The organism is Sphingomonas hengshuiensis (genome assembly GCF_000935025.1).
GTDB lineage: Bacteria > Pseudomonadota > Alphaproteobacteria > Sphingomonadales > Sphingomonadaceae > Sphingomonas > Sphingomonas hengshuiensis.
Genome location: NZ_CP010836.1, coordinates 2,594,369 through 2,619,786, shown reverse-complemented (window position 1 = coordinate 2,619,786; position 25,418 = coordinate 2,594,369). Strand labels below are relative to the sequence as shown.

28 protein-coding genes are annotated in these 25,418 nt (G+C 66.5%); all 28 read left to right on the top strand.

All coding sequences use genetic code 11. The features are described 5' to 3' along the window. Positions 1–3: 3 nt before the first annotated feature. The 28 genes from TS85_RS11520 (at position 4) to TS85_RS11400 (ending at position 25,407) form a co-directional block, all read left to right on the top strand. Positions 4–459, top strand: a complete 456-nt coding sequence (locus TS85_RS11520; RefSeq protein ID WP_162184715.1) for a hypothetical protein — start codon at positions 4–6, stop codon at positions 457–459. Further along, on the top strand, positions 459–653 hold the full coding sequence (locus tag TS85_RS11515; protein ID WP_044332270.1) for a hypothetical protein: 195 nt from the start codon (positions 459–461) through the stop codon (positions 651–653). The genes TS85_RS11520 and TS85_RS11515 overlap by 1 nt, the downstream gene beginning before the upstream one ends. Then, positions 653–1,687, top strand: a complete 1,035-nt coding sequence (locus TS85_RS11510; protein ID WP_044332269.1) for a phage Gp37/Gp68 family protein — start codon at positions 653–655, stop codon at positions 1,685–1,687. The genes TS85_RS11515 and TS85_RS11510 overlap by 1 nt, the downstream gene beginning before the upstream one ends. After that, the gene (locus TS85_RS11505) at positions 1,684–2,376 is read left to right on the top strand and encodes a hypothetical protein (RefSeq protein WP_052507868.1); all 693 of its coding nucleotides are present in this window, start codon (positions 1,684–1,686) and stop codon (positions 2,374–2,376) included. Before TS85_RS11510 ends, TS85_RS11505 begins: the two co-directional genes overlap by 4 nt. Further along, positions 2,373–2,672 (top strand): hypothetical protein, encoded by a 300-nt coding sequence (locus TS85_RS11500; RefSeq protein WP_044332268.1) that lies wholly within the window; start codon positions 2,373–2,375, stop codon positions 2,670–2,672. The genes TS85_RS11505 and TS85_RS11500 overlap by 4 nt, the downstream gene beginning before the upstream one ends. Then, a complete protein-coding gene (locus TS85_RS25400) occupies positions 2,665–2,868 on the top strand; it encodes a hypothetical protein (protein WP_155006384.1) in 204 nt (67 codons plus the stop codon). The genes TS85_RS11500 and TS85_RS25400 overlap by 8 nt, the downstream gene beginning before the upstream one ends. 23 nt (positions 2,869–2,891) lie before the next feature. Continuing rightward, positions 2,892–3,596 (top strand): hypothetical protein, encoded by a 705-nt coding sequence (locus TS85_RS11495; RefSeq protein WP_227698457.1) that lies wholly within the window; start codon positions 2,892–2,894, stop codon positions 3,594–3,596. Next, positions 3,593–3,778, top strand: coding sequence for a hypothetical protein (locus TS85_RS25395; protein ID WP_155006383.1), 186 nt, complete (start codon positions 3,593–3,595; stop codon positions 3,776–3,778). The genes TS85_RS11495 and TS85_RS25395 overlap by 4 nt, the downstream gene beginning before the upstream one ends. A 180-nt stretch (positions 3,779–3,958) precedes the next feature. After that, positions 3,959–5,695, top strand: a complete 1,737-nt coding sequence (gene dnaG, locus TS85_RS11490; protein WP_052507867.1) for a DNA primase — start codon at positions 3,959–3,961, stop codon at positions 5,693–5,695. Then, positions 5,688–7,289: a DNA primase family protein gene (locus TS85_RS11485; protein WP_052507866.1), complete on the top strand. Its 1,602-nt coding sequence runs from the start codon at positions 5,688–5,690 to the stop codon at positions 7,287–7,289. The genes dnaG and TS85_RS11485 overlap by 8 nt, the downstream gene beginning before the upstream one ends. Before the next feature lie 269 nt (positions 7,290–7,558). Beyond that, positions 7,559–8,020 (top strand): hypothetical protein, encoded by a 462-nt coding sequence (locus TS85_RS24110; protein ID WP_155006382.1) that lies wholly within the window; start codon positions 7,559–7,561, stop codon positions 8,018–8,020. A gap of 324 nt (positions 8,021–8,344) precedes the next feature. Further along, positions 8,345–8,950, top strand: a complete 606-nt coding sequence (locus tag TS85_RS11475) for a hypothetical protein (RefSeq protein WP_044332266.1) — start codon at positions 8,345–8,347, stop codon at positions 8,948–8,950. Further along, the gene (locus TS85_RS11470) at positions 8,950–11,052 is read left to right on the top strand and encodes a terminase gpA endonuclease subunit (protein ID WP_044332265.1); all 2,103 of its coding nucleotides are present in this window, start codon (positions 8,950–8,952) and stop codon (positions 11,050–11,052) included. Before TS85_RS11475 ends, TS85_RS11470 begins: the two co-directional genes overlap by 1 nt. Further along, on the top strand, positions 11,049–11,258 hold the full coding sequence (locus TS85_RS11465) for a phage head-tail joining protein (RefSeq protein ID WP_044332264.1): 210 nt from the start codon (positions 11,049–11,051) through the stop codon (positions 11,256–11,258). The genes TS85_RS11470 and TS85_RS11465 overlap by 4 nt, the downstream gene beginning before the upstream one ends. Positions 11,259–11,263: 5 nt before the next feature. Then, a complete protein-coding gene (locus TS85_RS11460) occupies positions 11,264–12,796 on the top strand; it encodes a phage portal protein (RefSeq protein WP_044332263.1) in 1,533 nt (510 codons plus the stop codon). Between the two features lie 2 nt (positions 12,797–12,798). Next, a complete protein-coding gene (locus tag TS85_RS24105; RefSeq protein ID WP_052507864.1) occupies positions 12,799–14,880 on the top strand; it encodes a prohead protease/major capsid protein fusion protein in 2,082 nt (693 codons plus the stop codon). A gap of 80 nt (positions 14,881–14,960) precedes the next feature. Next, a complete protein-coding gene (locus TS85_RS11450) occupies positions 14,961–15,296 on the top strand; it encodes a DUF2190 family protein (protein ID WP_044332262.1) in 336 nt (111 codons plus the stop codon). Positions 15,297–15,303: 7 nt separating this feature from the next. Next, the gene (locus TS85_RS11445) at positions 15,304–15,633 is read left to right on the top strand and encodes a head-tail joining protein (RefSeq protein ID WP_044332261.1); all 330 of its coding nucleotides are present in this window, start codon (positions 15,304–15,306) and stop codon (positions 15,631–15,633) included. Then, positions 15,600–16,253, top strand: a complete 654-nt coding sequence (locus tag TS85_RS24100; RefSeq protein WP_155006381.1) for a DUF6441 family protein — start codon at positions 15,600–15,602, stop codon at positions 16,251–16,253. Before TS85_RS11445 ends, TS85_RS24100 begins: the two co-directional genes overlap by 34 nt. A gap of 3 nt (positions 16,254–16,256) precedes the next feature. After that, entirely contained in the window at positions 16,257–16,694 is a 438-nt protein-coding gene (locus TS85_RS11435) for a hypothetical protein (protein ID WP_052507862.1), read from the top strand. A gap of 25 nt (positions 16,695–16,719) precedes the next feature. Further along, positions 16,720–17,991: a phage tail tube protein gene (locus tag TS85_RS11430; protein ID WP_044332260.1), complete on the top strand. Its 1,272-nt coding sequence runs from the start codon at positions 16,720–16,722 to the stop codon at positions 17,989–17,991. Continuing rightward, positions 17,991–18,542: a hypothetical protein gene (locus tag TS85_RS24095; protein ID WP_052507860.1), complete on the top strand. Its 552-nt coding sequence runs from the start codon at positions 17,991–17,993 to the stop codon at positions 18,540–18,542. Before TS85_RS11430 ends, TS85_RS24095 begins: the two co-directional genes overlap by 1 nt. Positions 18,543–18,577: 35 nt before the next feature. Beyond that, positions 18,578–18,730, top strand: coding sequence for a DUF7697 family protein (locus TS85_RS25850; protein ID WP_173426225.1), 153 nt, complete (start codon positions 18,578–18,580; stop codon positions 18,728–18,730). 39 nt (positions 18,731–18,769) lie between these two features. Next, a complete protein-coding gene (locus TS85_RS11420; RefSeq protein WP_044332259.1) occupies positions 18,770–21,535 on the top strand; it encodes a coiled-coil domain-containing protein in 2,766 nt (921 codons plus the stop codon). Next, positions 21,536–22,264: a hypothetical protein gene (locus TS85_RS11415; protein WP_044332258.1), complete on the top strand. Its 729-nt coding sequence runs from the start codon at positions 21,536–21,538 to the stop codon at positions 22,262–22,264. It begins immediately after the preceding gene. Further along, positions 22,261–22,833 (top strand): hypothetical protein, encoded by a 573-nt coding sequence (locus TS85_RS11410; protein WP_044336182.1) that lies wholly within the window; start codon positions 22,261–22,263, stop codon positions 22,831–22,833. Before TS85_RS11415 ends, TS85_RS11410 begins: the two co-directional genes overlap by 4 nt. Next, positions 22,833–23,201 carry a DUF6950 family protein gene (locus TS85_RS11405; RefSeq protein ID WP_044336181.1) on the top strand — a complete coding sequence of 123 codons (369 nt, stop codon included), beginning with the start codon at positions 22,833–22,835 and terminating at the stop codon, positions 23,199–23,201. Before TS85_RS11410 ends, TS85_RS11405 begins: the two co-directional genes overlap by 1 nt. Next, on the top strand, positions 23,194–25,407 hold the full coding sequence (locus TS85_RS11400) for a phage tail protein (RefSeq protein WP_044332257.1): 2,214 nt from the start codon (positions 23,194–23,196) through the stop codon (positions 25,405–25,407). Before TS85_RS11405 ends, TS85_RS11400 begins: the two co-directional genes overlap by 8 nt. Positions 25,408–25,418 lie beyond the last annotated feature (11 nt).

Below are 25,418 nucleotides of genomic sequence, written 5' to 3'. Positions count from 1 at the left end.
TCCATGACGGCACTGCTCGGTCGCAGGCTCGACATTGCCGAGCAGGACGCCCTGCTGAAATTCTATGCCAAGGTCGAGCGGCGGGGCGGATCGCTGACGCCGCGCGAGACCGAGGTTCGGCGGCTGCTGCGGCGGCTCCAGTATAACCGCGAGTATGTCGGGCGCTATGTGACGGCAGACGAGTGTGTCGAGGGGCTGCTCGCGCTGGATGCAGTCGAGCGCGAGCGCCCGTTGACGCATGCCGAGGCCGAGCGGCGCGGCGCGCTGGTCGCGCGCGAGCAGCGCTGGGCGGACAAGCGACCGGCGCGGATTGCCCGTCTGCGCGCCGAGCTGGCGCTGCTGGAAGGGCTGACGATCGCCGAGCGTGGCGCCGAGGCGGTGCCGCAGGACCCGGAGGAAATCGAAATGGTGGAGACGGCGGCCGGCCATTGGTCCGCGCCCCGGCAGGAGGCGGCGTGATGGCGGATGTGGTCGATCATGCGCAGCGGCTTGCGGAAGCGCATCTTGCGCGTTCGCTGGCGGCGGCGCGGGTGCCGGTGGTGGCGGGCGTGCCGGGGATTTGCGGCGATTGCGGCGAGGATAGCGCGCGCCTGGTGGATGGGCTGTGCGCGCCGTGTCGCGAGCCTAATCCTCGTTTGCCGAGGCGGTTCTGATGGCTGACGGGACCAAGATCGAATGGACCGATGCCACGGTCAACGCCGTCAACGGTTGCACCGTGCTCTCGCCGGGCTGCAAGCGCTGCTACGCGATGCGTCAGGCGCATCGGTTCGAGGCGCGGCGCGGCCTGACGCAGCATACCGCCGGCGGCATGGTCTGGACGGGCGAGGTTCGCCTCAACGAGAAGGCGCTGCTGCAACCGCTCGCGTGGAAGCGTCCTCGGCGGATATTCTGGAATGCGCATGGCGACCTGTTCCATGAGAATGTGCCCGACGCATGGATCGACAAGGTGTTCGCGGTCTGCGCGCTGACGCCGCAGCACCAGCACCAGATCCTGACGAAGCGGTCGGCGCGGATGCGGGCGTATCTGTCTGATCCACGGATGCCGCAGCGGGTGGCGCTGGTCTGTTTCGACATGAACCGCGCGGGACTGGTGAAGTTCTCCGCCCTGTTCGCTGCGTTGGGTGATCGCGAGAGGGACGAGGATGCCGAGTTTGTCCCGATACCTCTGGCGAACGTCTGGCTTGGCGTGTCGGTTGAGGATCAGCGGCGCGCCGACGATCGCATCCCTGATTTGCTCGCAACGCCCGGCGCGGTGCGATTCCTGTCCGTCGAGCCGCTGTTGGGCCCGGTCGACTTAGACATATTTCCGGTCTTCGGGCCGTCGCGCGAACGTCTGTTACATTGGGTTATTGTCGGCGGTGAAAGCGGACACGGCGCCCGCCCGATGCACCCGGCCTGGGTGCGCTCGCTGCGCGACCAGTGCGCCGATGCGGACGTGCCGTTCTTCTTCAAGCAATGGGGGGAGTGGTTGCCGTGGGAACCGGGCTGCCCACCTGAATGGCAATCGCAAAGCGGACTTCGCGAAGATCATCACGCGCTTTTTCCGGACGACATTGATGCCGACCCGAAGTGGGATGATGGCATTTGGGCGGTGCCGGATCATGACCATTTTGCGTTTCAGCGGGTCGGGAAGAAGGCGGCAGGGCGGATGCTCGACGGCGCGACGCATGACGGGATGCCCGCATGAAAATCTCAGTCGCCCATATGCTCGCGGGGAAGCGGGATCGCCCCATCATCTTTTCCGCGGCGATGGTGCGCGCGCTGCTCGACGGGCGCAAGACGCAGACGCGGCGGCTAGTCCACCCCGTGCTTAAAGAGGGCGTCAATCCCCACTTTTCCGGGCTTCGCGCGCACCGCCATGCTGGACTAGATTGGATGATCCACGGCAGCGAGGAGGCCAGCGCCCCATTCAGGGTGCCCTACTCCTCCGATGACCGACTCTATGTGCGAGAACATTGGAAGACGTCTATCGGGAACAATGGCGTTGCGCCCCGCGACCTCGATCAGAACACGCCGGTACTCTACCTCGCGGATAGTAGCGAACATGGCCGCTGTCCGGTGGGAGTACCAGGCAAGCACCGCCAAGGGATGCACATGCCGCGCTGGGCCTCGCGTCTGACGCTGATCGTCGAGGACGTGCGGGTCGAGCGGTTGCAGTCGATCCGCGAGGCGGATGCAATTGCCGAGGGCCTGGCCCCGGCGCTCGAAGGCTACGCGCTCACCCGTGCGGGCGAATGCTGGGGGCCAACCGCTGCCAAAGCCTACCGCCTGCTCTGGAACAGCCTGCATGGTGAGGATGCGTGGGACGCGAACCCATGGGTCGTCGCGCTCACCTTCCGCGTCGTCACCGGCAACATTGACGGGTTGCCCGCATGACGCGCCGGACCTTTGGCGACATCGATGCGCAGGCGCGGGCCGATGAGCGGGTCGGCGTGGTGCGCCATGCGGCGGCACATGCCGATCGTGTCCGTGCCGCCGTCGCGCGCGGGGCGATCGATGCGGATACCGGGGCGCTGACGATCCGGCATGTGGCGGCGTTTGCCGATGAGGTGACGACCGGGCTGCATGTCGGCGGCGCGGACAGCCCGGCGACGCGGCGGGTGGTGCGCATGATGCTGGATGCTGCCGGGCTGCTCGGGCGGCGGGGCGGGGGAAGTCGTGACGATGGCTAAAGCCCGCGCCGCCACCGGGCGGTTTCCCTATCGCGACCATCGCTCCGTTGCGGAGTTGCAGCAGAACCGCGGCCCGGCATTGGCCGGGGTGCGGCGGATATGGTGCAGCCAGTGCGATGCAATGGTCGGCGTCGCGCGCGCGGTGGCCTGCACATCAACCTTTTGTCCCATAGCGCAGCCGGACGTCGGCGCGTGACCGGCCCGAACCGATCCACTGCCGTGATGCAGCGTCGCGTCGAAGCGCATGACTCGCTCGACGATTTTCCGACGCCGCCCTGGGCGACGCGGGCGCTGTGCGAGTTTCTGGCCTCACAGGGCCTGCCGCTGGGTAAGCTCACCGGGTGGGAGCCGTGCTGTAACCGGGGCTATATGGTGCTCCCGATGCGCGAATATCTCGCGTTCGTGCGTGCCAGCGACGTCGTGCGCTATCCCGATTGGGTGCTGGGTGATGAGCCCGAGCTGATCGACTTCGCGACCACGGGGCATACCGAGCCGATGGTGGACGTGATCGTCGCCAACCCGCCGTTCAATCTAGGCGAGGCGTTCATTCACGTGGCGCTGGGGCGGGCGCGGGTGGCCGTGGCGATGTTCGTTCGAAGCGCGTTCGTCGAGGGCGAGAATCGGTATGAGCGGCTGTATTCGAAGCGTCCGCCCGATTTCGAGCTGCACTTTGCGGAGCGCGTGGTGATCCTGCGCGGGCGCCTGGTGCAGGCGGGCAAACTCGATCCCTTTGCCGACAAGCCGGGGACAAAAGCATCCACTGCGACCAGCTATAGCTGGCTGGTGTGGATGATCGGCGGCGCCGGGGATACCCGCGCGCGCTGGATCGCGCCTTGCCGTCGTCGGCTGGAGCGGCCCGGCGATTATCCCGTCTATCCGACTGCCGTCCTCGCTCCGGGCGGGATGTTCGGGGCGGTGGCATGAGGGCCTCCCCCGTCCCCCACACACAGATGCTGCCGCTGTCGCGCGAGATCGTCGCGCGGTTGCTGCCCCATGCCGCCGATCGCGGGGTGACGGTGGGCGTGCTGGCGGCGCGGATCGTGGAGGCGGTGGTCGAAGACGGGATCGTCGATGCGGTGCTCGACGATGGCGGCGCATCGCCCTGAGTTTCGGCATCGGCGGCATGGGTAGGGAGTTGCCCATGCCGCCGCGCCTTGCCCGCCGGCGGGACGGGTGCCGAGCATCCCGTCACCTAGTTCGTATTTGCCCGTGTTTCCGGGAGGGGTTTCGTGTCGCCAGTTTCCAATGTCCTGTGCCTCGGCACCCCGTTGCAGCGCTCGTAAACCATGGCGCTTTCTCAGCAATTCCTTGACGAGCTGCGCGCGCGGAGTCCGCTTTCGGCGATGGTCGGTCGCGCACTTAAGCTGACAAAGGCCGGGCGCGAGTATCGCGCCTGCTGCCCTTTCCACAACGAGAAAACGGCCAGCTTCTATGTCAACGACGACAAGGGATTTTATCACTGCTTTGGCTGCGGGGCACATGGCGATGCCATCCGGTGGCTGACCGAGCATGAGGGGCTGGATTTCATCGAAGCGGTCAAGACGCTGGCGGATGCGGCGGGGATGGACGTGCCCGCGCCGTCGCAGGCCGCGCAGGATCGGGCGGCCCGGATCGATGGCATTCGCCCCGCGTTGGAGGCGGCGCAGGCGCTGTTTGCTCGCGAGCTGGAGGCGACTGGGGTGGCCCGCGAGTATCTCGCCGCGCGGGGCATCGATGCGGCGGCAATAGCGCGTTTCGGCATGGGCTGGGCGCCGGCGCGATCGGGCTATGTTCGGGGATTGGGCGTGTCCTTCGAGGCAGCCGTCGCCAGTGGCCTGATCTGGCAGGCCGATGGGAAGTGGGGCGAGACATTCCGGGCGCGCATCACGGTTCCGGTACATGACGCGCGCGGTCGCCTGATCGGCTTTGGCGGCCGATTGCTGACCGGTGACGGACCGAAGTACAAAAACAGTCCGGATAGCGAGATATTCGACAAGGGCGCGACGCTGTTCAACCTACACGTCGCAGCGCCCGCGGCGCGGACGGCAAAGCGGATTATCGTCGTCGAAGGCTATATGGACGTCATCGCGCTGGACAGCGTGGGCATCGCCGAAGTGGTGGCGCCGATGGGCACCGCGCTGACCTGTGGCGGGCCCGAGGCGCTGGGCGGGCAGTTGGAGCGGCTGTGGCGGGTGGTGGATCGCCCTATACTGGCCTTTGACGGCGACGTGCCAGGGCGAGCGGCCGCCATCCGCGCCTGTACCGCCGCGTTGCCCCATATCGCCCCGGGCCGATCGCTGGCGGTGGCGCTGTTCCCCCAGGGGCAGGATCCCGACGATGTAGCCCGCAGTTTCGATCCCGCCATTCCGGGCGGGCGCGAGGAACAGGGCCGTCGCGCGGTGGAGGCCGTGTTGACCGAGGCGGTGCCGATCGCGGCGCTGCTTTTCGATGCGGTGGCAGCGGGGGCCGCTGGCGATGATCCGGAGGCGGTGGCGGGCGTGTGGCAGCAGCTCGACACGCTCGCCCGCACGATCCGCGACGAAGAGACGCGGGCGCAATATCTTGCGGCGTGGCGGGCGCGGTATGAGCGCGAGGTGAGCCTATCCGGACCGTCCGGACCGTCGGTGCCTGCATTGCATAGCCAAATAGAGGCGGAGGGCGGCGGCTATGCGTGGCCCGAAACGCAAGAGGCAAGCGAGCGTAACCTGATCGCGATCGTGCGGCGGTTGCTGGAGTTGCGGGCGGAACGTGCCGAGATCAACCAATCGATCCGGGATATTATGGCTGTGTCCAAGGCGGCAGGTTTCGCGCCCGGCCAGATCAATGCGGTGTTGCGCGACCTGGAGGCTGATCCGTCTATCCGAGAGGAAAAGGAGGCCGTCTGGGCCTTGTACCGTCGGGTGATGGGGGTGCGTGGACCGATTGAAACCGCGATATTGCCGAGTCCGGCGGATGCTCGCGCCCCCAAGGTAGTTACGGCGATGCAGCGCCGCCTGTCGCGCACCATGGCGTTGATCGACGCGCGGGAGGTGGGCAATGGCTGATCGCGATTCCGGCCCGCTGGTGCCCGATGGCGGGCCTGAGTCCGGGGCGGCGCTTCGGCGGTCGCGGCGAGAGTTGAACGATCGCGGCAATGCCTATCGTCTCGCCGATGTAGCTGCGGGTAAGCTCTTATTCGTCGGCGAGCTGGGACGTGCCGGCGAATGGGTTCATTTCAATAGCCAGCGTTGGAGCCTGCGCGACGGCAAGGCAAGGGCGCTGTCGCTGGCAATGGCGGTGTGCGACGCGATCATGGATGAAGCGCGGGCGGTGCGCATGGCGTCGCCGGATGAATTGCGGGCTGTCTATGGCCCGAAGTTTACCGCTGAAATGGCCGATGAGCGCGCGGTGCAACTGTTCGCCTGGGCGATGAAATCCGGCAACAGCGAACGGTGCGGCGGCATGCTGAAGCAGGCGCAGGGCATCGTCGACGATCAGGATCGCTTTCTGATGCGTGCGGCGCTGGAGGATTTCGACTGCGATCCCCTGGCGTTCCATTGTCGCAACGGCACGGTGCGTTTCAAGCGCGACCTGATGACGGGGAAATGGGTTCCTCGGTTCGATCAAGGCCATAGACCGGGTGACATGTTCATGCGGATGGCGGAGGTGGATTTCGTCGACGGTGCGCAGGCGCCGAAGTGGACCGAGCGCCTTGTGCTGCTGCACACGGATCCGGTGGCGCGGACCGCGTTCAAGCGCATCTATGGCATGTGTACGACGGCGCTGATCAGCGACCAGGCCTTTTACGTTTATCAGGGTAAGGGCGGCGACGGCAAATCGCTGACCAACAAGGTCGTCGGCGAGCTGATGGGAGACTATTTCCTGTCGGCGAGCCCGCAGACGTTCCTCGAAAGCAAGGAACAGAATTCGGCATCGCATCAGAGCGACATTGTCCGTCTTCGCGGCGACGTGCGTCTGGTAGTGATCGACGAACCGCGCAAGGGCAGCACCTGGTCAAGTCAGCGTATCAAGCAGGTGACCGGCAGCAACGTCACCGCGCGTGGCGCCCATGCCGTGGAGGAAATCACCTTCCGCCCCCATTTCAAGCTGATCGCCGAGTGCAACAATATGCCCCGCGCGCCCAGCGACGATCGCGGCTTTCGGCGCAGGTTGAAGCTCTATCCGTGGACCGTCCAGTTTGGCGTGACACCGGGCGTGGAGGATCGGCCCGAGGATGAGGTAGCGGCGGAGCTGCGCGCCGAGGCCAGCGGCATACTCAACTGGATGATCGAGGGCGCGTGCGAGTGGCTGGAGTGCCGTGAGATACCCGAGCCGGAGATGTCGCGCCGGGCCATGTCGAGTTTCTGGGCGACCGGCAGTGCGATGAGCGAGTGGATCGAGGCGCGCTGTACGCTCACCGATCCCGAAGCATCCAGTGGTGCGACTGACTTGTATCAGGATTTCAAGGAGTTCTGTCGGGACGTGCGGGGCGACAAGGATGAAGCAATTCTCTCGCAGACTCGGTTCGGGACGCTGCTCAACGAGTTGCAAGTCTATGCCGACAAGGACTCGGCGGGGCGCAAGGTGCGGCGCGGGATACGCCTTTGCGGCGTTGAGAGATCGGGCGCGCTCGGCGGCACGGATTGGATTGTGCCATGATCAAACAACTGTCCGGTGGACTGTCCGGCAGGGTGTCCGGTGCAGTGTCCAGCGCGACGGCGGGGCCAGGGATCGGGGCGGCCATAGAGCGCGAACGGAGCGTTCCGGACGGTTAGCCGAACAGTTGCCTGACGGTACTACGGACAGTTCGAAAGCGTGTGAAGTCAGGCGCTTAACACAGTACGCACAGTGTCGTCAGGAATTAGACATCTACATGTGTGCGCACACGTAGATAATCATAGTGAGAACAACTGTCCGGAGTTGGTAGAATGGGTTCTGAGCTTGGAAAATTGTTGTCGTTCGATGATGTCCAGGCGCGCTTGGTCGAGGCCTATGGCTTCCTGATGCGGTTGCCCGATCGAGAGCGCAGCTTCCTTGGCAGCCGTGGGGTGTCGTCGATCTACAAGGGCTACCAGCTGAGCGAGGCGGAAGCGCGGCGCCTGTATCAGATCGACAGCGACGACTATCATCGCGATGCGCTGCCAAAGCTGCCCGGCCTCACCACTGCCGAGGTGGCACGGATGGACGAAGCGTTTGGATGGATGGACGCCATAGCGCAGCGGGATCGCAAGGCGGTTGGCCTGGTGCTCGCTCAGCTTCAGCACGAGGATAGGCCAAGCTGGAAGCGCGTCGCTGCGGCATTGGGGGACGGATCGACGCCGGATGCCCTGCGTGGTCGCTTCGATCGTGCGATCGGTGCGGCCTGCCGCCGCGCAAACGCCAGCATTTAGTAGGGCTTTGCGCGGTCAAGCGAATAATCTTCGTGCGTGAAGATTTCTCCCCTTCGTTTGGCGGGCATTTATCGCGTATTTCCCGTCATGCTCGGCCAGCCTTGTGCAACCGGCACGCATCCCTCCCCTGTCCTCGCCGCGCCCCGCCAGACACCAGTCGGGCGGGGCGTGGTGCTGTTTCACATGTTGGGACAACGGCGGGTCCTTTCTGGGGGGTGTCGGGTAATGCGGTGGGGCAGAGCGCAGGGGTTTGGTGTTCAGGGGCTGTTTTGGATTTTGAACCTTGTGAACTGAACCGTTCACGGCATTGAACGAGAGGGAGTGATGACGCTCGAAACCCAGACCCAGTTCGCGAAGCGGCGGGGCGTGGGGAAGTCGGCTGTCACGAACTGGAAGAATGCCGGGCTGCTGGTCTTCGCGGAGGATGCGGACGGGCGGGCCAAGGTGCATGTGGAGCGGAGCGAGGCGCGGTTGAACGCGCGGCTCGATCCGATGCGGGGGCGCCCGACCAGTGGCGTTGCCAGCGCGACAGAGCTGGAGCTGGAGCCCGTCGAGGAACCGGCACTGCCGATCGCCGCGTCGCGCAACCTGGCGCAGGCGCGGGCCGAGCTGGTCGACGAGGATCTGTACGGGCGGCGGATGAAGAACGCCCAGACGGCGGGCGAGCTGGTCGCGCTGGTCGAGATGGAGCGGCGCGCTTCGGAGCTGGGGCGACTGGCGCGGGAGCGGGTTGCGGCGGAACTGCGCGGCGTCGCCGAGCGGTTGTCCGCCACGGGCGATGTCCGCGCCGTGATGGCGATCCTCGACGAGGCCACCGGCAAGGCGTTTGCCGCGCTGGCGGCGTCGGTCGCCAGCGGCGTGATGGACGCCGACGACGAGGAAGAGAGCGAGGACGATAGCGACGAAGCGGTCGCCGCGCTGGCGGCCTGATGGGCTTCGCCTATTCGCGGTTCGGCCCGGCGGCGGCGGAGACGCTGCGGCGGAACGCCAAGCGGCTCAACCGCGCGATGGCGAAGGGGTTGAAGCCGCCGCCGCGGCTGAAGGTTTCGGAATGGGCGCGGTTTCGGCATTTCCCCGATGACGCGCCGATACCGGGGCAATGGAGCAACGAGACCGCTCCGGAGCTGGTGGAGATCATGGACGCCATGTCGGCGCATGATCCGTGCGAGGAAGGCGCGCTGATGAAGTGCGCCCAGTCGGGCGGGTCGGCATCGGCGGAAAACATGCTGGGCTATATCAGCGACCTGCACCCCGGCCCGGTGCTGTTCGTGCAGGCGACGTTTCAGGCCGCGCTCGACTGGGCAGCGGAAAAGTTCTGGCCGATGGTGGAGGCCACGCCGCGATTGAGCCCCGAGCGCGGGGGCACGATCCGCGCGCAGGGGCTGGCCAATGGCGACGGATCGACGACGAAGAAGATCCTGTTCAACCGTTCGGGCGGCTACATCCTGCTGGCGGGGGCCAATTCCTCGGCGGGGCTGCGGCAGCGCACGGTGCGCTATGCGATCGAGGATGACCTCGACGAATGGCCGCTGGACCTGGAGGGGCAGGGTTCGCCGGAAGGCATGGTCGATGCCCGGTTGCGGGTGTGGAAGTCGCGGGGATTGTCCAAGCGGCTGAAGATTTCGACGCCGCGCATCAAGGGGTCGAGCCAGATCGGCTCGGCATATCGGGCGGGCGATCCGCGGCGGTACTACTTCAAGTGCCCGGAGTGCGATTCGCGGTTCGTTCCCGAGTGGGGCGACATTCAGTGGCCGGACGGCCAGCCCGAGCGGGCGCATCTGATCGCGCCGTGCTGCGGCGTGCCGATCGAGCATTGGCGCAAGCCGGGGATGAAGCTGAGCGATGGCTGGCTATCGCTGACGATCGATGGCGAGGCGCCGGCGCGGGTGCTGGACGAAGCGACGTTCCAGGCATGGCGCCAGCGGATGCCGCAGAGCATCAAGCGGGGTTGGCACCTGCCCGGCATCATCTCGTCGTTCCTGAGCTGGGCGGAGATGGCGATCGGCTTCGTCGCGGCGCAGGGGGATATCAACAAGCTCAAGACCTGGACCAACCTGGTCAAGGGCGAAGAGTTCGAGTTGAAGGGCGACACGCCCGATTACGAGGCGCTGAAGGCGCTGCGCGAACAGGATTGGGGGGTGGGGCAGATGCCCGCCGGGCCGATCGCGACGACGCTGGGCGTCGATGTGCAGGGCGACGGGCTCTATCTGGAGCTGGTCGGGCATGCGCCGCGGCAGGAAAGCTGGCAGCTCGACGCGCGCTTCCTGCCCGGCGCGACCGATGTGGCGGGCGAGGGCGCGTGGAAGGACCTGGACGCCTATTCGAAACGGGGCGTGACGTTCCCCGGCGGGCGGACGTTCCCGATCGACCAGGAATGTGTCGACGCGGGCTACCACACGGCAGCCGCCGAGGCCTATTGTGCGAAGCGACCCAACCGTCTCGCGACCTTTGGGCGCGCGGGGTGGGGATTGCCCGTGCTGGGCCGCGGCGTCGCGCTGCGCTACGAAATGCAGGGCAAGCGCACCGGCGCCGCGTCGAAGAATAGCGACGACAAGGCGCATATCGTGGGCGTCAACGGGGTGAAGGCGTCCTGGTACGGCTTTCTGCGGGCATCGGTGAAGGCGGTGCAGGCGGCAGTCGAGCAGGGCGGCGACGTGGTGCGCCCGGTGGGCTACGTCCATCTGGGGCGCGACGTGCCCGAGGACTGGTACGAACAGGCCACCGCCGAGACCATCATCATCAAGATGGTCAACAAGGTGCCGGACCGGCGATGGGTGCCGATGCCGGGGCGTCAGAACCATTATCTCGACTGCCGGGTCTATAACATCGCCGCCGCGCACAAGCTGATGCTCGACACGCTGAGCGAGGCCGACTGGGCGGCGCTGATGGCCGAACGCTACGCACCGAAGGACGAACGCCAGCCCGATCTGCTGGCGCTGCCGCTGCTGGCCGCGCGACCCGCGCCCGCAAAGACACCGCCGCCCGCGCCCGGGCGCTACCTCGACGATGTAAGGGACGATTATCTGTCATGACGACCACCGCCGAAAACATCGTGAAGCTGGAGGCCGCGCTGGCCAGCGGCGTGCTGACGATCGAATCGGAGGGAGATCGCAAGACGTATCGCTCGCGCGCGGACCTCTTGGGCGCGATCGATTATTTCAAGCGGCAGGCGGCTGCGGAAGCGGCGCCGCTGGGCGTGCGGCCTGCGACGACGCTCGCCGTGTACGATCCGCGCTGATCGCCATGGGCTTCGGCGACATCCTTGACGGCGTGATCGCGCCGATCGCGCCTACATGGGCGGCGCGGCGCATGGCTGCGCGGACGCATATCGCCGCCGCCCAGCTCGCGCGCGATGGGGTGCGGGCCTATGATGCCGCGAGCTACAATCGCCGCACTGCGAACTGGAACCGCCAGACCAATTCGATCAACGGCGAGACGCTGCGCTATCGCAAGACGCTGGCAGCGGCGGGATGGGACCTGTTTCAGAACAACAAATATGCTGCTGCCGGGGTGCGCCAGCAGGTCGCCGCGATCTGGGGCGACGGCATTGCGGTGCAGATCACGCATCCGGTGAAGCGCGTTCGCGAAAGGGCGCAGGCGGATTGGGACCGCTGGGCCGAAAGCAAGGTCGACGACCTGGGTGACTGGTATGGTCACGGCAAGGTCGACATTATCGAGATGATCGTTGGCGGCGAGGGCCTGACGGTATGGCAGGGCGACAGGAACGACGGGCCGTTCAACAGCATCGTCGGCAAGTCGGGCGTCGAGTTGGATGCGTCGAAGAATTTCCGCCTCACCGACGGCGGCAAGATCGTCCAGGGCGTTCAGTATAACAGCCAGAACCGGCGAACCGGATACTGGCTGTTCGGCGAGCACCCGAACGATCCGCTTGGCACCGGACGCCCTTCGCAGTTTGTCGACGCAGCCTATGTCGATCACATGTTCGAGCGCGTGTCGCATGGGCAGGCGCGGGGGGTTTCGTGGCTGGGTGCCGTGGCGATGACGTTGCAGGATATCGCCGAGATCGAGGACGCGCGGCGGTTGTCGGAGAAAATCCAGAACTGCCTTTCGCTGATCATCACCCCCGCCGAAGGGCAGGGGACATCTCCGCTGGGGGTGCAGGGCGTGGCGCCGGGAAGCGGGCCGGCAGACGGTGCCCGACCGTTGGGCGAGTCGATCAGTCCGGGCATGATCGCGCGCACGCTGCCGGGCGAGCAGGTACAGGTGGTGAACCCGCAGCCGTCGAATGCTACCGTCCAGTTCCTGCAGCAGCAGTTGGCGGGGGTATCGGCCAACATGGTGCCGTATCACCTGATGACCGGCGATGTGAGCCAGGCCAATTATTCGGGGCTGCGGGCGGCGATGAACGGCAGTTATGGCCTGCTCGATGACTGGCAGCAGAATGTGGTCATCCCGCTGAAGTGCAAGCCTGCCGTCATGCGGCGGATGCAGCGACTGGCATGGCAGACGGGCGATGCCCGCTTTCTTGACGTGGGAATGACGTTCGCCTTGCCGGTGCGGCGCCTGGTCGATCCGGTGAAGGACCTGCTGGGCGAGCTGATGGAAGTTCGCGCGGGCTGGAAACTGACGACGAAGGCGATGGCAGAGCGCGGGCTGAACGGGGAAGCGCATATCCGCGAAATCGCCCGGATCAATGCGATGCTGGATGAACTCAAACTCGCGCTGGACAGCGATCCGCGCAAGCTGACCGACAGCGGCGTGCTGCAGGCGGCTGCGCCGTATCTGTACGGCGGCGCGCCCAACCAGGGGAACTGACGATGCCACCCTATACCGACAACCTCGCCACGGCGGGGGGCGATGGCGTGCGCCGGTCGAACATGCCGCTGGGAGAGCGATTCGCCGCGTCGAGCAGCTATGATGCGGTTGCGCGAACAGTGGAGCTGGACGCGGCGACCGAGACGCCCGTGCGGATGCCGGGTTGGATGCTGGGCATCGACGCCGAATATTATTGGGAAGTGCTGGACTGCCGTGCCGAGGCCGTCGACCTGACGCAGGTGCAGGCCGGGAACGCGCCGCTGCTCGATACGCATGATCGCTGGTCGCTGAAAGGCAGGCTGGGCGTGGTGCGATCGGTGCGGTTCGAGGGCGGCAAGGTGTTGTCGCTGTGCGCATTCGGTCAATCCGAAGAGGCGAAGAGCCAGGAAGCGGAATTCGCCGCCGGCACCCCGCCCAAAGCGAGCGTGGGATACCAGCGCCAGCAGATGATCTTCGAACGGATGGAAGGCGAAGTGCCGGTGTATCGCGTCACGCGATGGGCCTTTGCCGAAGTCTCGCTCGTCTCGATTGCCGCCGATCTGAACGCAGGGGCGCGTTCGGCGGAACGCACCATCGCCCCCTGCACCATCACGGAGAAGACCATGGACACTCAGGCGCTTGATGCGACCGGCGTAGCTGCGCCGGAGAATACCCAGACCGAAATCGTCGTCGAAGGCACGCGCGCGGCCACCGAGCCGGCGTCCGCTCCGGCGAAGCGCCGCTTCGCAATGCTTTCCGCCAGCGCTGGAATTGCGCTGTGCGCGCAGGCGCGCGCGTTCGGCGAGACCGTGGAGACGCGGGCGAAGGAGCTGATCGAGAAGAACGAACGCGACGAAATCAGCCCGGATGCGGTGCGCGCGGCGCTGTTTTCGGCGGCGGGCGAGGCCAATCAGGCGGCGACCGGTGGAATTTCGACCGGGGGGCGTTCGATCCAGATGGGCCAGGACGAACATGAGAAGTTCATCGCAGGCGCGACGAACGCGATCCTGCAGCGCGCGGGGCTGGCCGAGATCGTGCGGCGTGCCGCGAAGGAACGGGGCGAGACGATCGACCTGAGCCCCGGTGAGTTCCGGGGTGTCGCGAACGCCGACATCGCGCGCATGGCGATCGAGCGCAGCGGGCGCCGGGTCGACAGCTACGACCGCAAGCAGGTGGTCGAGCAGGCCATCATGCTGCGCATGGACGGGCCGTACCAGTCGACCAGCATGTTCAGCGTGCTGCTGGAAAACGTCATGAACAAGTCGCTCCAGGCGGCCTATGCAATCCAGCCCGACACGTGGCGGATGTGGGCCGGTGTCGGATCGGTCAACGATTTCCGCGCTACCCCGCGCTATCTGCGCGGCACGTTCGGGCGGCTCCAGCGCGTCGGCGAGAATGGCGAGGTCAAGAACCTCAACATTCCGGATGGCGCGAAGGAAGTCATCAGCGCCGTCCCGATGGGCGGCATTGTCGGCCTGACCCGCGAAGCGATCGTCAATGACGATCTGGGCGTGTTCAACCAGGTCGCGCAGGACCTGGGGCGTGCGGCCAAGATGTCGGTGGAAATCGACGCCTATGCACTCCTGACGTCCAACAGCGGGCTCGGGCCGGTGATGAACGACGGAAAGACGCTGTTCCACGCCGACCATGGCAACATCGCCACCACCGCCGCCGCACCTTCGATCGCGTCGTTCGATGCGATGGACGTGGCGATGGCGGCGCAGAAGGATCTGAGCGGCAACGACTTCATCGACCTGCCGCTGTACGCCTGGGTCGGCCCGCGCGCGATGCGCGGCGACGCGCTGGTGATCAACGATTCGCAGTACGACACCGACACCGCCGGCAAATTCCAGAAGCCGAACAAGGTTCGGGGGCTGTTCAATACGATCACCGGCACGCCGCGCCTGAGCGGGACGCGCTGGTATGGCTTCGCCGACCCGGCAGTGAACCCGGCAATCGAAGTCGTCTTCCTGAACGGCGAGCAGGAACCGCGCATCGAACAGAAGGATGGCTGGCGCGTCAGCGGCGTCGAGTGGCGGGTGCTGTTCGATTACGGTGTCGGCGGCGTCAACTATCGGGCCGGGCAGACCAACGGGGGCGCGTAACTGCGACGGCGGCGCTGGTCGCCGCTCCGCTTCACTAAAATCGGCTGCGGCGGGGTTCGCGGCAAAAACGGAGATGAACGATGGCAACCTTTTTTCAGGACGGTGACGCCCTCGACTTCACGGCGCCGAGCGGCGGCGTGGTCGCGGGCCTTTTCTACAAGATTGGCGTCACGCTGGTATTCGCATCGGTTTCGGCGGCGGCGGGCGCGCTGTTCGCGGGCTATGTCGAGGGCGTCTATGAGGATGCTGCCGCGGCGACCAGCCAGGCGTGGACCGAAGGCGCCGTTCTGTACTGGGACGACACCAACAAGAAGTTCACGACCACCGCATCCGGCAATACCAAGGCGGGAATCGCGGCAGCGGCGAAGGCCAGCGCGGCGGCCGTCGGTCGCGTCAAGCTCGTCTTGACCCTCTGACGCAGCCATGTCTTTCCCCGAGCTTCGAGCGGCGCTGGTCGACAGCGTGTTTGCGGAGCTCGGGGAAGATGCGCGCTGGAGCGGGGTGGCCGATCCGGTGCGGGTGCGGCGCAAGTCCGCCGACGAAGACGAGACGATCGGGCGGCTTGGCATCATCGCGACAAGCGAAGTGTTGCGGGTGCGCAAGTCGGACGTGGCGGCGCCCGCGAAGGGCGACCTTGTCGACATGCTCGACGATGCGGGCGTCGAGACGGGCGAGCAGCTGCGGGTATCGGGCGAGCCGCGCATCCTGCGCAATCTGGTATGGGAAATGCCCTTTTCGGTGGTGGCGGGCTGATGGCGCTGCGGACCAGCCTGACCGCATCGAAGCCGCGTGCGCATGAGAAGGCGCTGATCGCGGCGATGGAGAAGGCGCATACGCTGGGCATGCGCGAGACGATCGCCGCCGCGCAGCAGGAAATGCGCGATGACGTGGAGGCGGCGGGGCTGGGCTATAAGCTGGCCGGCGCTGTCCGCAAGGAAGTGTACCCGAACAACGGCACGCTGAGCCTCGACCCCGCAGGCATGGTTTTCGCCGAAGGTGGCAAGCCGGGATCGCGAAGCGCCGCGGCGATATTGGGGCATTACGAACGGGGAAACCCCATCACGCCGCTGGGCGGTGCGTTGGCGGTGCCCACCGACAAGGTTCCGCTCGAAAGCCGGTTCGGTCGCCGTCCGCTGACGCCGGCGGAAGTCGAGGCGCGTTTCGGGCGGAAGCTGCAACGCGCGCGGCTGAAGACCGGCAATATCGGGCTGTTCATGCGGATGCGCAAAGGCAAGGGCACCGTGTCGGTGCTGATGTTCGTGCTGGTCAAGAACGTACCCGGGCGAAAGGCGCTCGATTTCGGCGGCATATTCCGCCGGCAGGGCGCTCGCCTGGGCGAGCGGGTCGCGGCGCATTTCGAGTATCGGGGATAGGCGATGTCCAAGCGGCGGGACTATATTCTGGGCGTGAAGGCGCTGGTCGCGGCTGCGTTGCCCGGCGCCGATATCCGCGGGTTCGACGGCGACACCTCGACCGATTTCCGCATTGGTGCCGGGGGGGCGGCAGTGGGGTTTCCGGGAACGCCGGAAGTGACCGCGCAGACGCTGAGCCCCTGCACCTGGCACCTGACCCACACGGTCGAGGTGCAATTGATGGCACCCGAAGGATCGACGGCGGCGGCGCTGGCGCTCGACGAGATGGCGAGTGCGATCGGTGCGGGGGTTTCGGCGGGCCGGACGCTGGGCGGGCTGGTCGACTTCGTCGAGGCCGGGGCGCCAGAGGAAGGCGACTTCACGCCCGAGGGCGGCGAGGCGCGGCATTACATGATCGTGCCGATCACCGGCCAATATTCGACTACCGATCCGCTCAACTGAGCAATTCGACACAGGAGACTGAACGATGGGACGTGCATTGGGCGCGAATGCGCTGCTGCGGGCAAAGTTCGAAAGCACCTATGGCACGCCGCCCGGCAGCAACTGGGCGCAATTGCCGTTCGTGTCGGGCACGATCGGCGAGGAAGGCGAGCTGATCGAAAGCAACCTGGTGGGGCAGGGGCGCGATCCGTTCGACCCGACCGCGGGCGCGCTGAACAATACCGGCGACGTGGTGGTGCCCGCCGATGTGCGCAACACCGGCTATTGGCTGAAGCTGTTGTTCGGGGCGCCGACGACGAGCAATTATGCTGCCGCGACGGGATCGATCACCTTTTCCGCGCAGCCCGCGGTGGATTCGACGATCACGATCAACGGCACGGCCTTCACGTACAAGGCCAGCGGCGCTACCGGCAACCAGATCAATATCGGCGCCAATGTCGCGGCGACGGTGACCGCGACGGCCACGGCGCTCAACGCCAGTGTCGTCAGCGGGGTGGCGACCGCGACCTATGCCGCGGACGGCACGAACACGTCGAAGCTGAACGTGGTCTATGACACGCTGGGGCTGGCCGGGAATGCCTTCACGCTGGCCGCGTCGGCGGGGAGCAACGGCACGGTATCGGCGGCGACGCTGACGCGCGGGACGGTGCGGCATGTGTTCGCCAGCGGCGCGGCGTCGCTTCCGTCGATGTCCGCCGAGGTTGTGCATCCGGAGCTGGCCAACCCCTATTTCGTGCATTACGGCATCGCCGGGAATACGCTGCGGATCGCGCAGAGCCGCACCGGATTGCTCAACATGACGCTGGGGCTGATCGCGCAGGGCGAGGCCGATGGCGCCGCGGCCTCGGTCGCCGGCACGCCATCGGTTCTGGCGACCGACCGCTTTGCACAGGCGGTGGGCGAGATTAGCCTGGACGGCAGCGTGCTGGGCAATGTCGTGTCCGCCGAGTTCAGCTTCTCCAACAACCTGAACGCCGTCGAAGTCATCCGTTCCGATCGCCGGATCGCGGGCGTGGATCCGGGAACGGCGTCGGCGGGGGGCAGCATGACGATGCTGTTCCAGGACCAGACGCTGCTGGATGCCGCCACTGCGGGAACGCCGGTGAGCGTGACGCGGAGCTGGGCGCGCGACCAGCATTCGCTGTCGATCGTGACCCCACGGCTGTTCCTGCCCAAGTTCAAGCGCCAGATTCAGGGGCCGCGCGGCATCCAGGTGTCGCCGAACGTCCAGGCATCGAAGCCGAGCGGCGCCGCGATGGTGACGGCGACGCTGATCAACGACGTGGCGAGCTACTGATGGCGGACGGCTATGCGCTGCAGGTCGGCGTCGCGCGCGTCGAGCTGATCCCCGCGCAGGGCGCGCGCCCGGCGGTGGGGGTTCAGGCGCTTCCGGTGTCGCGCGCCATGAAGCGCGCCGCCTATGCCGCGTCCAGCGCGGTGCTGGCCGGGATGGACGAAGCGGCTATGCTGGCCAGCCCGGAAAAGGCGGGCGAGGCCGGGGAGGCGTTCGGCACGGCATTGCTCCGCGCGCGGATCGTGGGATGGGACGGGATCGCGGACCGGGAGGGCAAGGTGGCGGTGCCGTTCTCGCCCGAGGCGCTGGAGGCGTTTCTCGACGACGAGGCGCTGTACGAGGCCGCCTATGCCGCGCTCGTCATGCCGGTGATCCTGCGGGACGCGGAAAAAAACGGATTGGCGCCCTCGCCGAATGGCACTGGAGCGGGGGCGACGCCGGGAGCCGCTATTGCCGGCTCAGCTGCAAGGCCGAAGGCAAAGCGTGGTGCGAAGACTGCCCGTACCGCAAAAGCGCGCCGCGCACCGACGAAGGCGGCGACGCATGGGAAGTGATTGCGGATTGCGGGTGGCAGCTTCGCGCGGGCGGCATGGGTCGCCCGTTCGCGCTGGATTACGGAGCGGTGCTGGCGGTGGCGGAGGCGCGGGGCGCGGACAAGGCGCTGATCGCCGACGTGCTGCCGATCGTCGAGCGGGCGGTTATCGCGAATTTGGCGGGTGAAGGGGAAGGTGACGGGGAATAGTCCCCGCCGCCGGGCAACGCATAAGGAAAGGGACGTCGCATGGTCGCCACTGCCAGCCTGATGTACCGCATGGGTATCGAGGGCGGGGCAGCCGTGCGTGCCGAGGTGTCTTCGGTCGGGACCGAGGAAGAGAAGACGGCGGCCCGCGCCATCGCGGCCGCCGATCGCAAGGCGGAGCGCGTCGCGGCAGTCGAGCGCCAGTTGCAGGCGGTCAAGCAACAGTCGGTCGAGGCGGACCAGCGCGCGCTGGCGCTGGTGACGGGGAATGTGGCTGCATATGAGACGGCCAAGCGGCGCGAAGTGGCGGCGGTGCAGTCGGCGACGACGGCGCACACCCGCAACAGCTCGGCGCTGAAGTCGTCCGGAAGTGCGATGGTCGGCGTCAGCCAGCAGGTGCAGGATTCCTTCACGCAGATTTCCATGGGCGCCAACATTTTTTCGGTGCTCGCTGTCCAAGGTGGGCAGCTGGCCGGACAGATGATTTATCTGGAAGGCACGCTGGGCAAGGTGGCGCGTTTCATCACCTCCGGGTGGGGGCTTGCGCTTACCGGCGGTCTGCTCGTGCTCGGATACCTTACCAAAGGGCTGTTCGAGAATGAGGAAGCGGCGAAGAGAGCCGCTGAGGGAATGCAGAAATTCCAGCAGCGGCAAAGCGATATTGGAAATTTCATCGACGCGACCACGGGGCGTCTTACCGAGCAAAATCGCGCGCTGGTGTTGAACGCGATTCTTACCCGGCAGGCTCAGATCGCGGACAATAACAAGGCCATTGCCGAACAGCGCAACTCGGCATTCCGGGTCGCGGGCAATCAGCAGATTCGCAATCCTTCCACGGTTACTAGCAGCGTTGGCATTCCGATCGCGGTGAGGCAGACCGACCCCGATGTGAGCCGCGCCATCGCTGCCGCCGCGGGAGACGTCGACAAGTTGTCGATCAGCCTTGCCAACCTTGCACGGACGTCGCGCCCCGATCTGAAGCCGCTGGCCTTGCAGATCAGTACACAGGCGGGCGCGGCGATCATTGCGACGCGCGAGAATGAAAAGCTCAGCAAGGAGCTTCGCGCGCTGAACGGTGACACCGGCGCATTGGTGACGGGGAATACCAAGCTGATCGAGTCGAGGGCGAAGCTTGCCGGCGCGACATCGGCTCTGGATCGCGCGCAGGCGCAATATGCGATCAGCACGACCGAGGCCGATCAAGCCTATGAGCGCAGCAAGAAGACTCAGGCAGATCAGGCGAAGCTCCTGGCGTCCCGCACAGCCGCGGAGCGCGCGCTCAACGAGGCTCAGGATGCCAACCGGAAGCATAGCGATCGGCATGGTCAGTCGATCGCTCGGCAGAGCGCGGCGATGGTCGTCAATGCCGATGCCTCGCTCGATCTGGCGCGTGCCTATCTGACGAACAGCGATGCCGCGTTGAAGGCGGAAGCAGCGCGCAAGGGGCTGACCGACGCGACCCGCAAGGGGATCGATGGTGAAGCGCAGGTTCGTCGGCAGCTGGACATCATGGTCGGAGAGCAGCTTGTGACCGGCGCCAAGGCCGTTGCGCAGCTTCGCGACGAGACCGCCGGGCGCAAGGCGGCGAACGACAATGTCGTGGCCGGGCGGATCGCCTATGCGCAGATGAACCGCGCGATGGCGGACGAAGCGGCGCTGCGTCCCTTGCTCAAGCTGCAGACGACGGCGCAGGGCGAGGCCCTGGCGCTGCTGACGCAGGCGGTCACGGCATATCGGGCGGCGTTGAAGGAAGCCCATGCCGAGGAAGCCCGGAGCGCGGCACAGGCAGGCATCGCGGATGCGCGCGAGCGGATTGCCGAAATCCGGGCATCGGTTGCGGATCTGAACCAGAACCCGATCGTCCAGGCCACCAATGCCGCGCGTCGTGCGGCGGAGCGCGAGGCCGACAAGGGCGGCTATTCGGGTCAGGATCGCGCCGACTTCATCGAGGCGCGCGTGCTGCAGGCGCGCGTCGAATATAACCAGCGGATCGCGGAAAGCTATGTTCGCACGCGGCAGGACCAGGAAGACAGGCTGGCGCTCGCTCAGGCCGAGCTGGGGCTGTTGGGCAAGAGCGAGGTCGTCCGCGAACGTGAACTGAAGTTGCTGGAGCTGTCGCGGCAGATGAAGCGCGACGGCCTGACCGAAGACGATGCGGCGTATCAGGCGACGATGGCGCGTGCGGAGGCGCTGGAAGACGTGCTGGTCGAGTTGAACCGCCAGAAGGCGGCGATGGAAGAACTGCGGTCGATCGGCGGCGACGTGATCGATACGATTTTCGACCCCGATAACTGGAAGAACTGGGGCGACCTGGGCAAGCGGGTCCTGCAGGACCTGTTGAAGGACATGCTTGTGCTGGCGGCGGTCAATCCGCTGAAGAATGCCCTGCTCGGCACCAACGAGACGACGATGGGCGGGATTTTGGGGTCTATCCTGAAGCTTCCGGGCGGTTCCAGCGGCTCCGGTAGCTCCGGTGGCCTGCCCGGCACGGGTCCCATTATTACCGGGGAATTCCCGACGCCCGGCAATGCCACCGGCACGCTCAACTGGAAGGGCGGCATGATGATCGCGGGCGAGAACGGCGCCGAGCTGATCGACGCGCCGGCGGGCAGCCGCGTCTATCCCGCGGCGGAGACGCGGCGGATGCTGCAGGCCCCGGCCCGGGGCGGGGATACGCATATCCACCAGAAGTTCGAAAACAGCTTCGCAGGAAACGCCGTGACGATGGAGGATGCCTTGTTGCTGGCGCAGGCCGCGAAGAACGGCGCGATCCAGGCGATCGACGAGCGGCAGCGGCGGGCGCCATAGATGCCGACGATCGATATGCCGGTGATCGACTGGCCGACCGACCTGTTGCCGACGAACAGCACCGGGCTGCGCTGGCAGCCGCATGTCGGCGGGAGCGAAAGCCCGCTGACGCGGACGCGAAAGACCTATGGCCTGTCGGCGCCGCGCTGGACGATGAACCTGGGCTTTTCGGCATCGCGGTTCGGCGGCGAGGGGGTTTCGGCGCGCGGGCCACGCCTGGATGCGATGCTGGCCGAACTGGACGGCGGCCAGGTGCTGGTGCGGCTGTGGGATTTCCACCGCCCCTATCCGGTCGGGCTGGCGCGCTATTATTCCGGGCTCCAGCGGCAGCGCTGGGGCTTCAGCGGCGGCGAGATTTTCACCGGCGGGGAGATGTTCACGCTGGGGCCGGTGTTCCCGGTGCCGACCAGCGAGGCGGCGGCACAGGGCGCGACGACGATCGCGTTCGGCGGGTTCGTGCCGGGGGCGGTGGCGTTTGACATCGGCGATTACATCGGGCTGTTGGGACGCCCGCGCATCATCCTGCGCGCCGCCATAGCAGGCGCGGATGGTCGCGCAGTGGCGCAGTTCAAGCCGCCGCTGGAGTCCGCCGTATCGGCGGGCGCGGCGGTGATCGAGCGGGCACCGGGGGTGTTCCAGCTCAGCAACACCGATGCCGGCGCCGGGGATTCGTCGCGGTCGCAATCGCAGGCGGGATATTCGTTTCAGTTCGTGGAGTGGTTGCCGTGACCGACGGACGTGGGCTTCCCGCCGAGCTGGAGACCGAGATCGCGGCGCCGGTGCTGCGTCCGTTCCTGGCGCCTTTTATCGATACGCCCGATCCGGTGCGGGCTTTTACCGGCAAGGGGACGTTGACGTTCGACGGGCATGACTGGACGGGGATCGAGGGCGTTGCGTCGATCGAACCGGGCGGGGAGAGCACCAGCGGCAGCGCATCGGGCCTGAAATGCACGCTGTTGCGCGTGCCCGCAGAGTTTCGCGAGGACCTGGCCGACCAGGCGGTGCGGGGTTGCGCCTATGAGCTGCATTTCGGCGCGCTCGATGAGACGCATCGCAGCGTGATCGGCACGAAGCGGATCTGGAAAGGTACGCTGCAGGGTTATGACATCATCGACGACGGGACCGAGCTGAGCGTCACCGCGACGGGCGAAAGCCGCATGATCGACCAGCGTCGCGTGGCGGTGAAGCGGTTCACCGACGAATATCAGCAGCGCAAGCACCCCGGCGACCGGTTCTTCGAATATGCCGCGGCGATGACCGAGGTATCCGTGCTGTGGGCGAAGGCGGCGCAAAGCTGATGCCGGGGACAGCGACGGGGCAGACGCCGGGATGGGATGACCATTGCGGCGATGGATGGCGCGCGCATGTGCTGGCGGCGACCGGGCGCGATGTGTGCGCGATCGTGGGCCCGAGCCCGCGCAGCCCGCGGCAATGGGCGGCGACGATGCGCAGGCTGGGGGTTCGCGGCCTGGGCGGCGTGGTGAGCGCGGTGCATGGCGCATCGATCCCCTTGCGGCAGGCGCGGCGTGGCGACGTGGTGCGCCGGGGATGGGCGCTGGGGGTGTGCCGGGGCGAACTGAGCGCGTTTCACGGCGGCGTGATGATCCCGACGCGGGATGCCGACGAGGCGTGGCGGGTCGAAGGGTGGGGCGGCGATCATGGGTAAGGTCGTCAAGGTCGTTGCGCTGATCGGGCTGGCGGTGGGCGCGACGTTGCTTTCACCCGCGCTGGGTGCCGCACTGGTCAAGCTTGGCGCGTCGATCGGCATAGGCATATCGACGGCGGTCGCCACCGCCATCGCCAGCGTGGTGGTCGCCACGGTGATCGGTCTGGCGATGCAGGCGCTGGCGGGGACGCCGAGCGCCGCGAAGCCATCGCCGATCAATTTTCGGCAGGCTGTCGGCAATAGCTGGATCGTGATCGGGCTGCGCAGGGTGGGCGGGCAGCTGATCTTCTTCCACCCGCGAAAATCGGGGAAGGATCATTACCGCTATTTCATCTTCGCCGCTGCCGGGCATCGCTGCGCAGGGCATACCGGATGGTATCTGAACGACGAGCAGGTGACGGTCGACGGCAGCGGGATGGTGACCAGCGGACCCTATGCCAACGCAGCCTGGCTGTGGTTCGGGCGGGGGCAATATGATGTCGACGAGACGCCCTCGGGATGGCGGGCGGAGACGGGCGGCAAATGGCCCGTCGATCATGTCGGCTATGGCATCGGCAAAATCTACGCCAAGTTCAAGATGACCGATGCGGTGGTCGAGGCGGGGTTGCCGACGATCAGCGCGATCGTGCAGGGCACGGATGAAATTCGCGATCCGCGCACGGGCGACACGGGTTGGACCGACCTGGCCGTGCCCGCCTTCTACTGGTGGATGCAGTTGCCGCGCGAGGAAGGCGGGTTCGGTGCGACGGACGATGAAATTCCCGACGATGACCTGTTGGCCGCATGGACCAATATTTGCGACGAAGACGTGCCGCTGGCCGAAGGCGGGACCGAGAAGCGCTATACGTTCGACGCGCTGATCGAAACGGGAAGCGAGCCGAGCAAGGTCCGGCAGACGTTCGAACTATGCTGTGCCGCCACGGCTGCCGATATCGGGGGCGTGTATCACATGCGCCCGGGTTATTGGGTCGGGCCCAGCGCGACCTTGCTGGAGCGCGACCTGACCGCGGGATTCAAATTGCCGTTGCTGGGCGATCCGCAGCAATATGCGACCGAGGTGACGGGGACCTATATCGACCCGGCCAGCAATTATCAGTCGCAACCGGTGCCGACGCGGAGCGTGGAAAGCGATTCGATCCGGCAACTCAACTATGACCTGGCGCATATCAGCAGCCACACGCGGGGGCAGCGCATCCTGGAGATCATGCTGCGCCGGGCGCTGTGCGAGCGCAGGCTCAGCTGGCCGATGAACATCCAGGGCATGGCGATCACGCCCATGCAGGTCGTGCAGTGCGATACCCAGCGTTATTCGCTGAGCAACTATGCGTTCGTCGTCGACGATTGGAAGCTGGCGCAGGATTTCGGGATCGGCCTCGAGCTGCGCGAGGAAAACGAGGACGTCTATAGCTGGACGACGGCCATGGAGCTGCCGAAATCGGGGACGGCGACGCCGGAAGTCGCAGAGCCGATCCCGGCGGCGGGAACGGTGCAGACCGCCATCGCCAACAGCTATCCGGTCGGGTTGACGATCACCGCGGCGGACGGCGGCGCGATCACGATCAGCAATCACACCCGCCGCTATACCGACGGCTTCGCGGACGTGGCCGTCACCGGGGCGACGATCGCGAGCGGACTTGCGGCGGGGACGTTCCGCGCCATCGCCTATGACGACGACGATCGTTCGGGTGGCGCCGTGACCTATGCGCTGTACGCCGACGACCTGGATGCGCGAACATCGTCGGCGCATCCGGGGCGGCATTATGTGGGCTATGCGGTCATCCCCACGGCGGGCAGCCCGCCGGCGGAGGGCGGCGGCGCGACGCCGCCGGGCGGCGCATGCGTCACCGTCGATACGCCGATCCTGATGGCGGACGGAACGACCAAGCCCGCGGGCGAGATCGTGCCGGGCGACATGGTGATGACGCGGCACGAAGAGCGGCTGAGCGGCATTGCCGGGGGGTGGGGCGCATACCCAGTCGAGGCCGTCGAGATCGTGGCGAGCGACGATGTCTGGATTGCCACGATCGGCGGCAAGGTGTTGCGGGCGACGGGCGATCACCTGGTCTTCACCGGGCTGTGGCGGCGGATGCGCGATATCGGATCGGCGGACGGCAGCGGCGACGTCGTCAAGATGACGGTCACCGGCGCCCACACCTATGTCTCGAACGACGTGCTTTCGCACAACATCAAGATCCTAGAGCCCTGATCGGGCGCGCG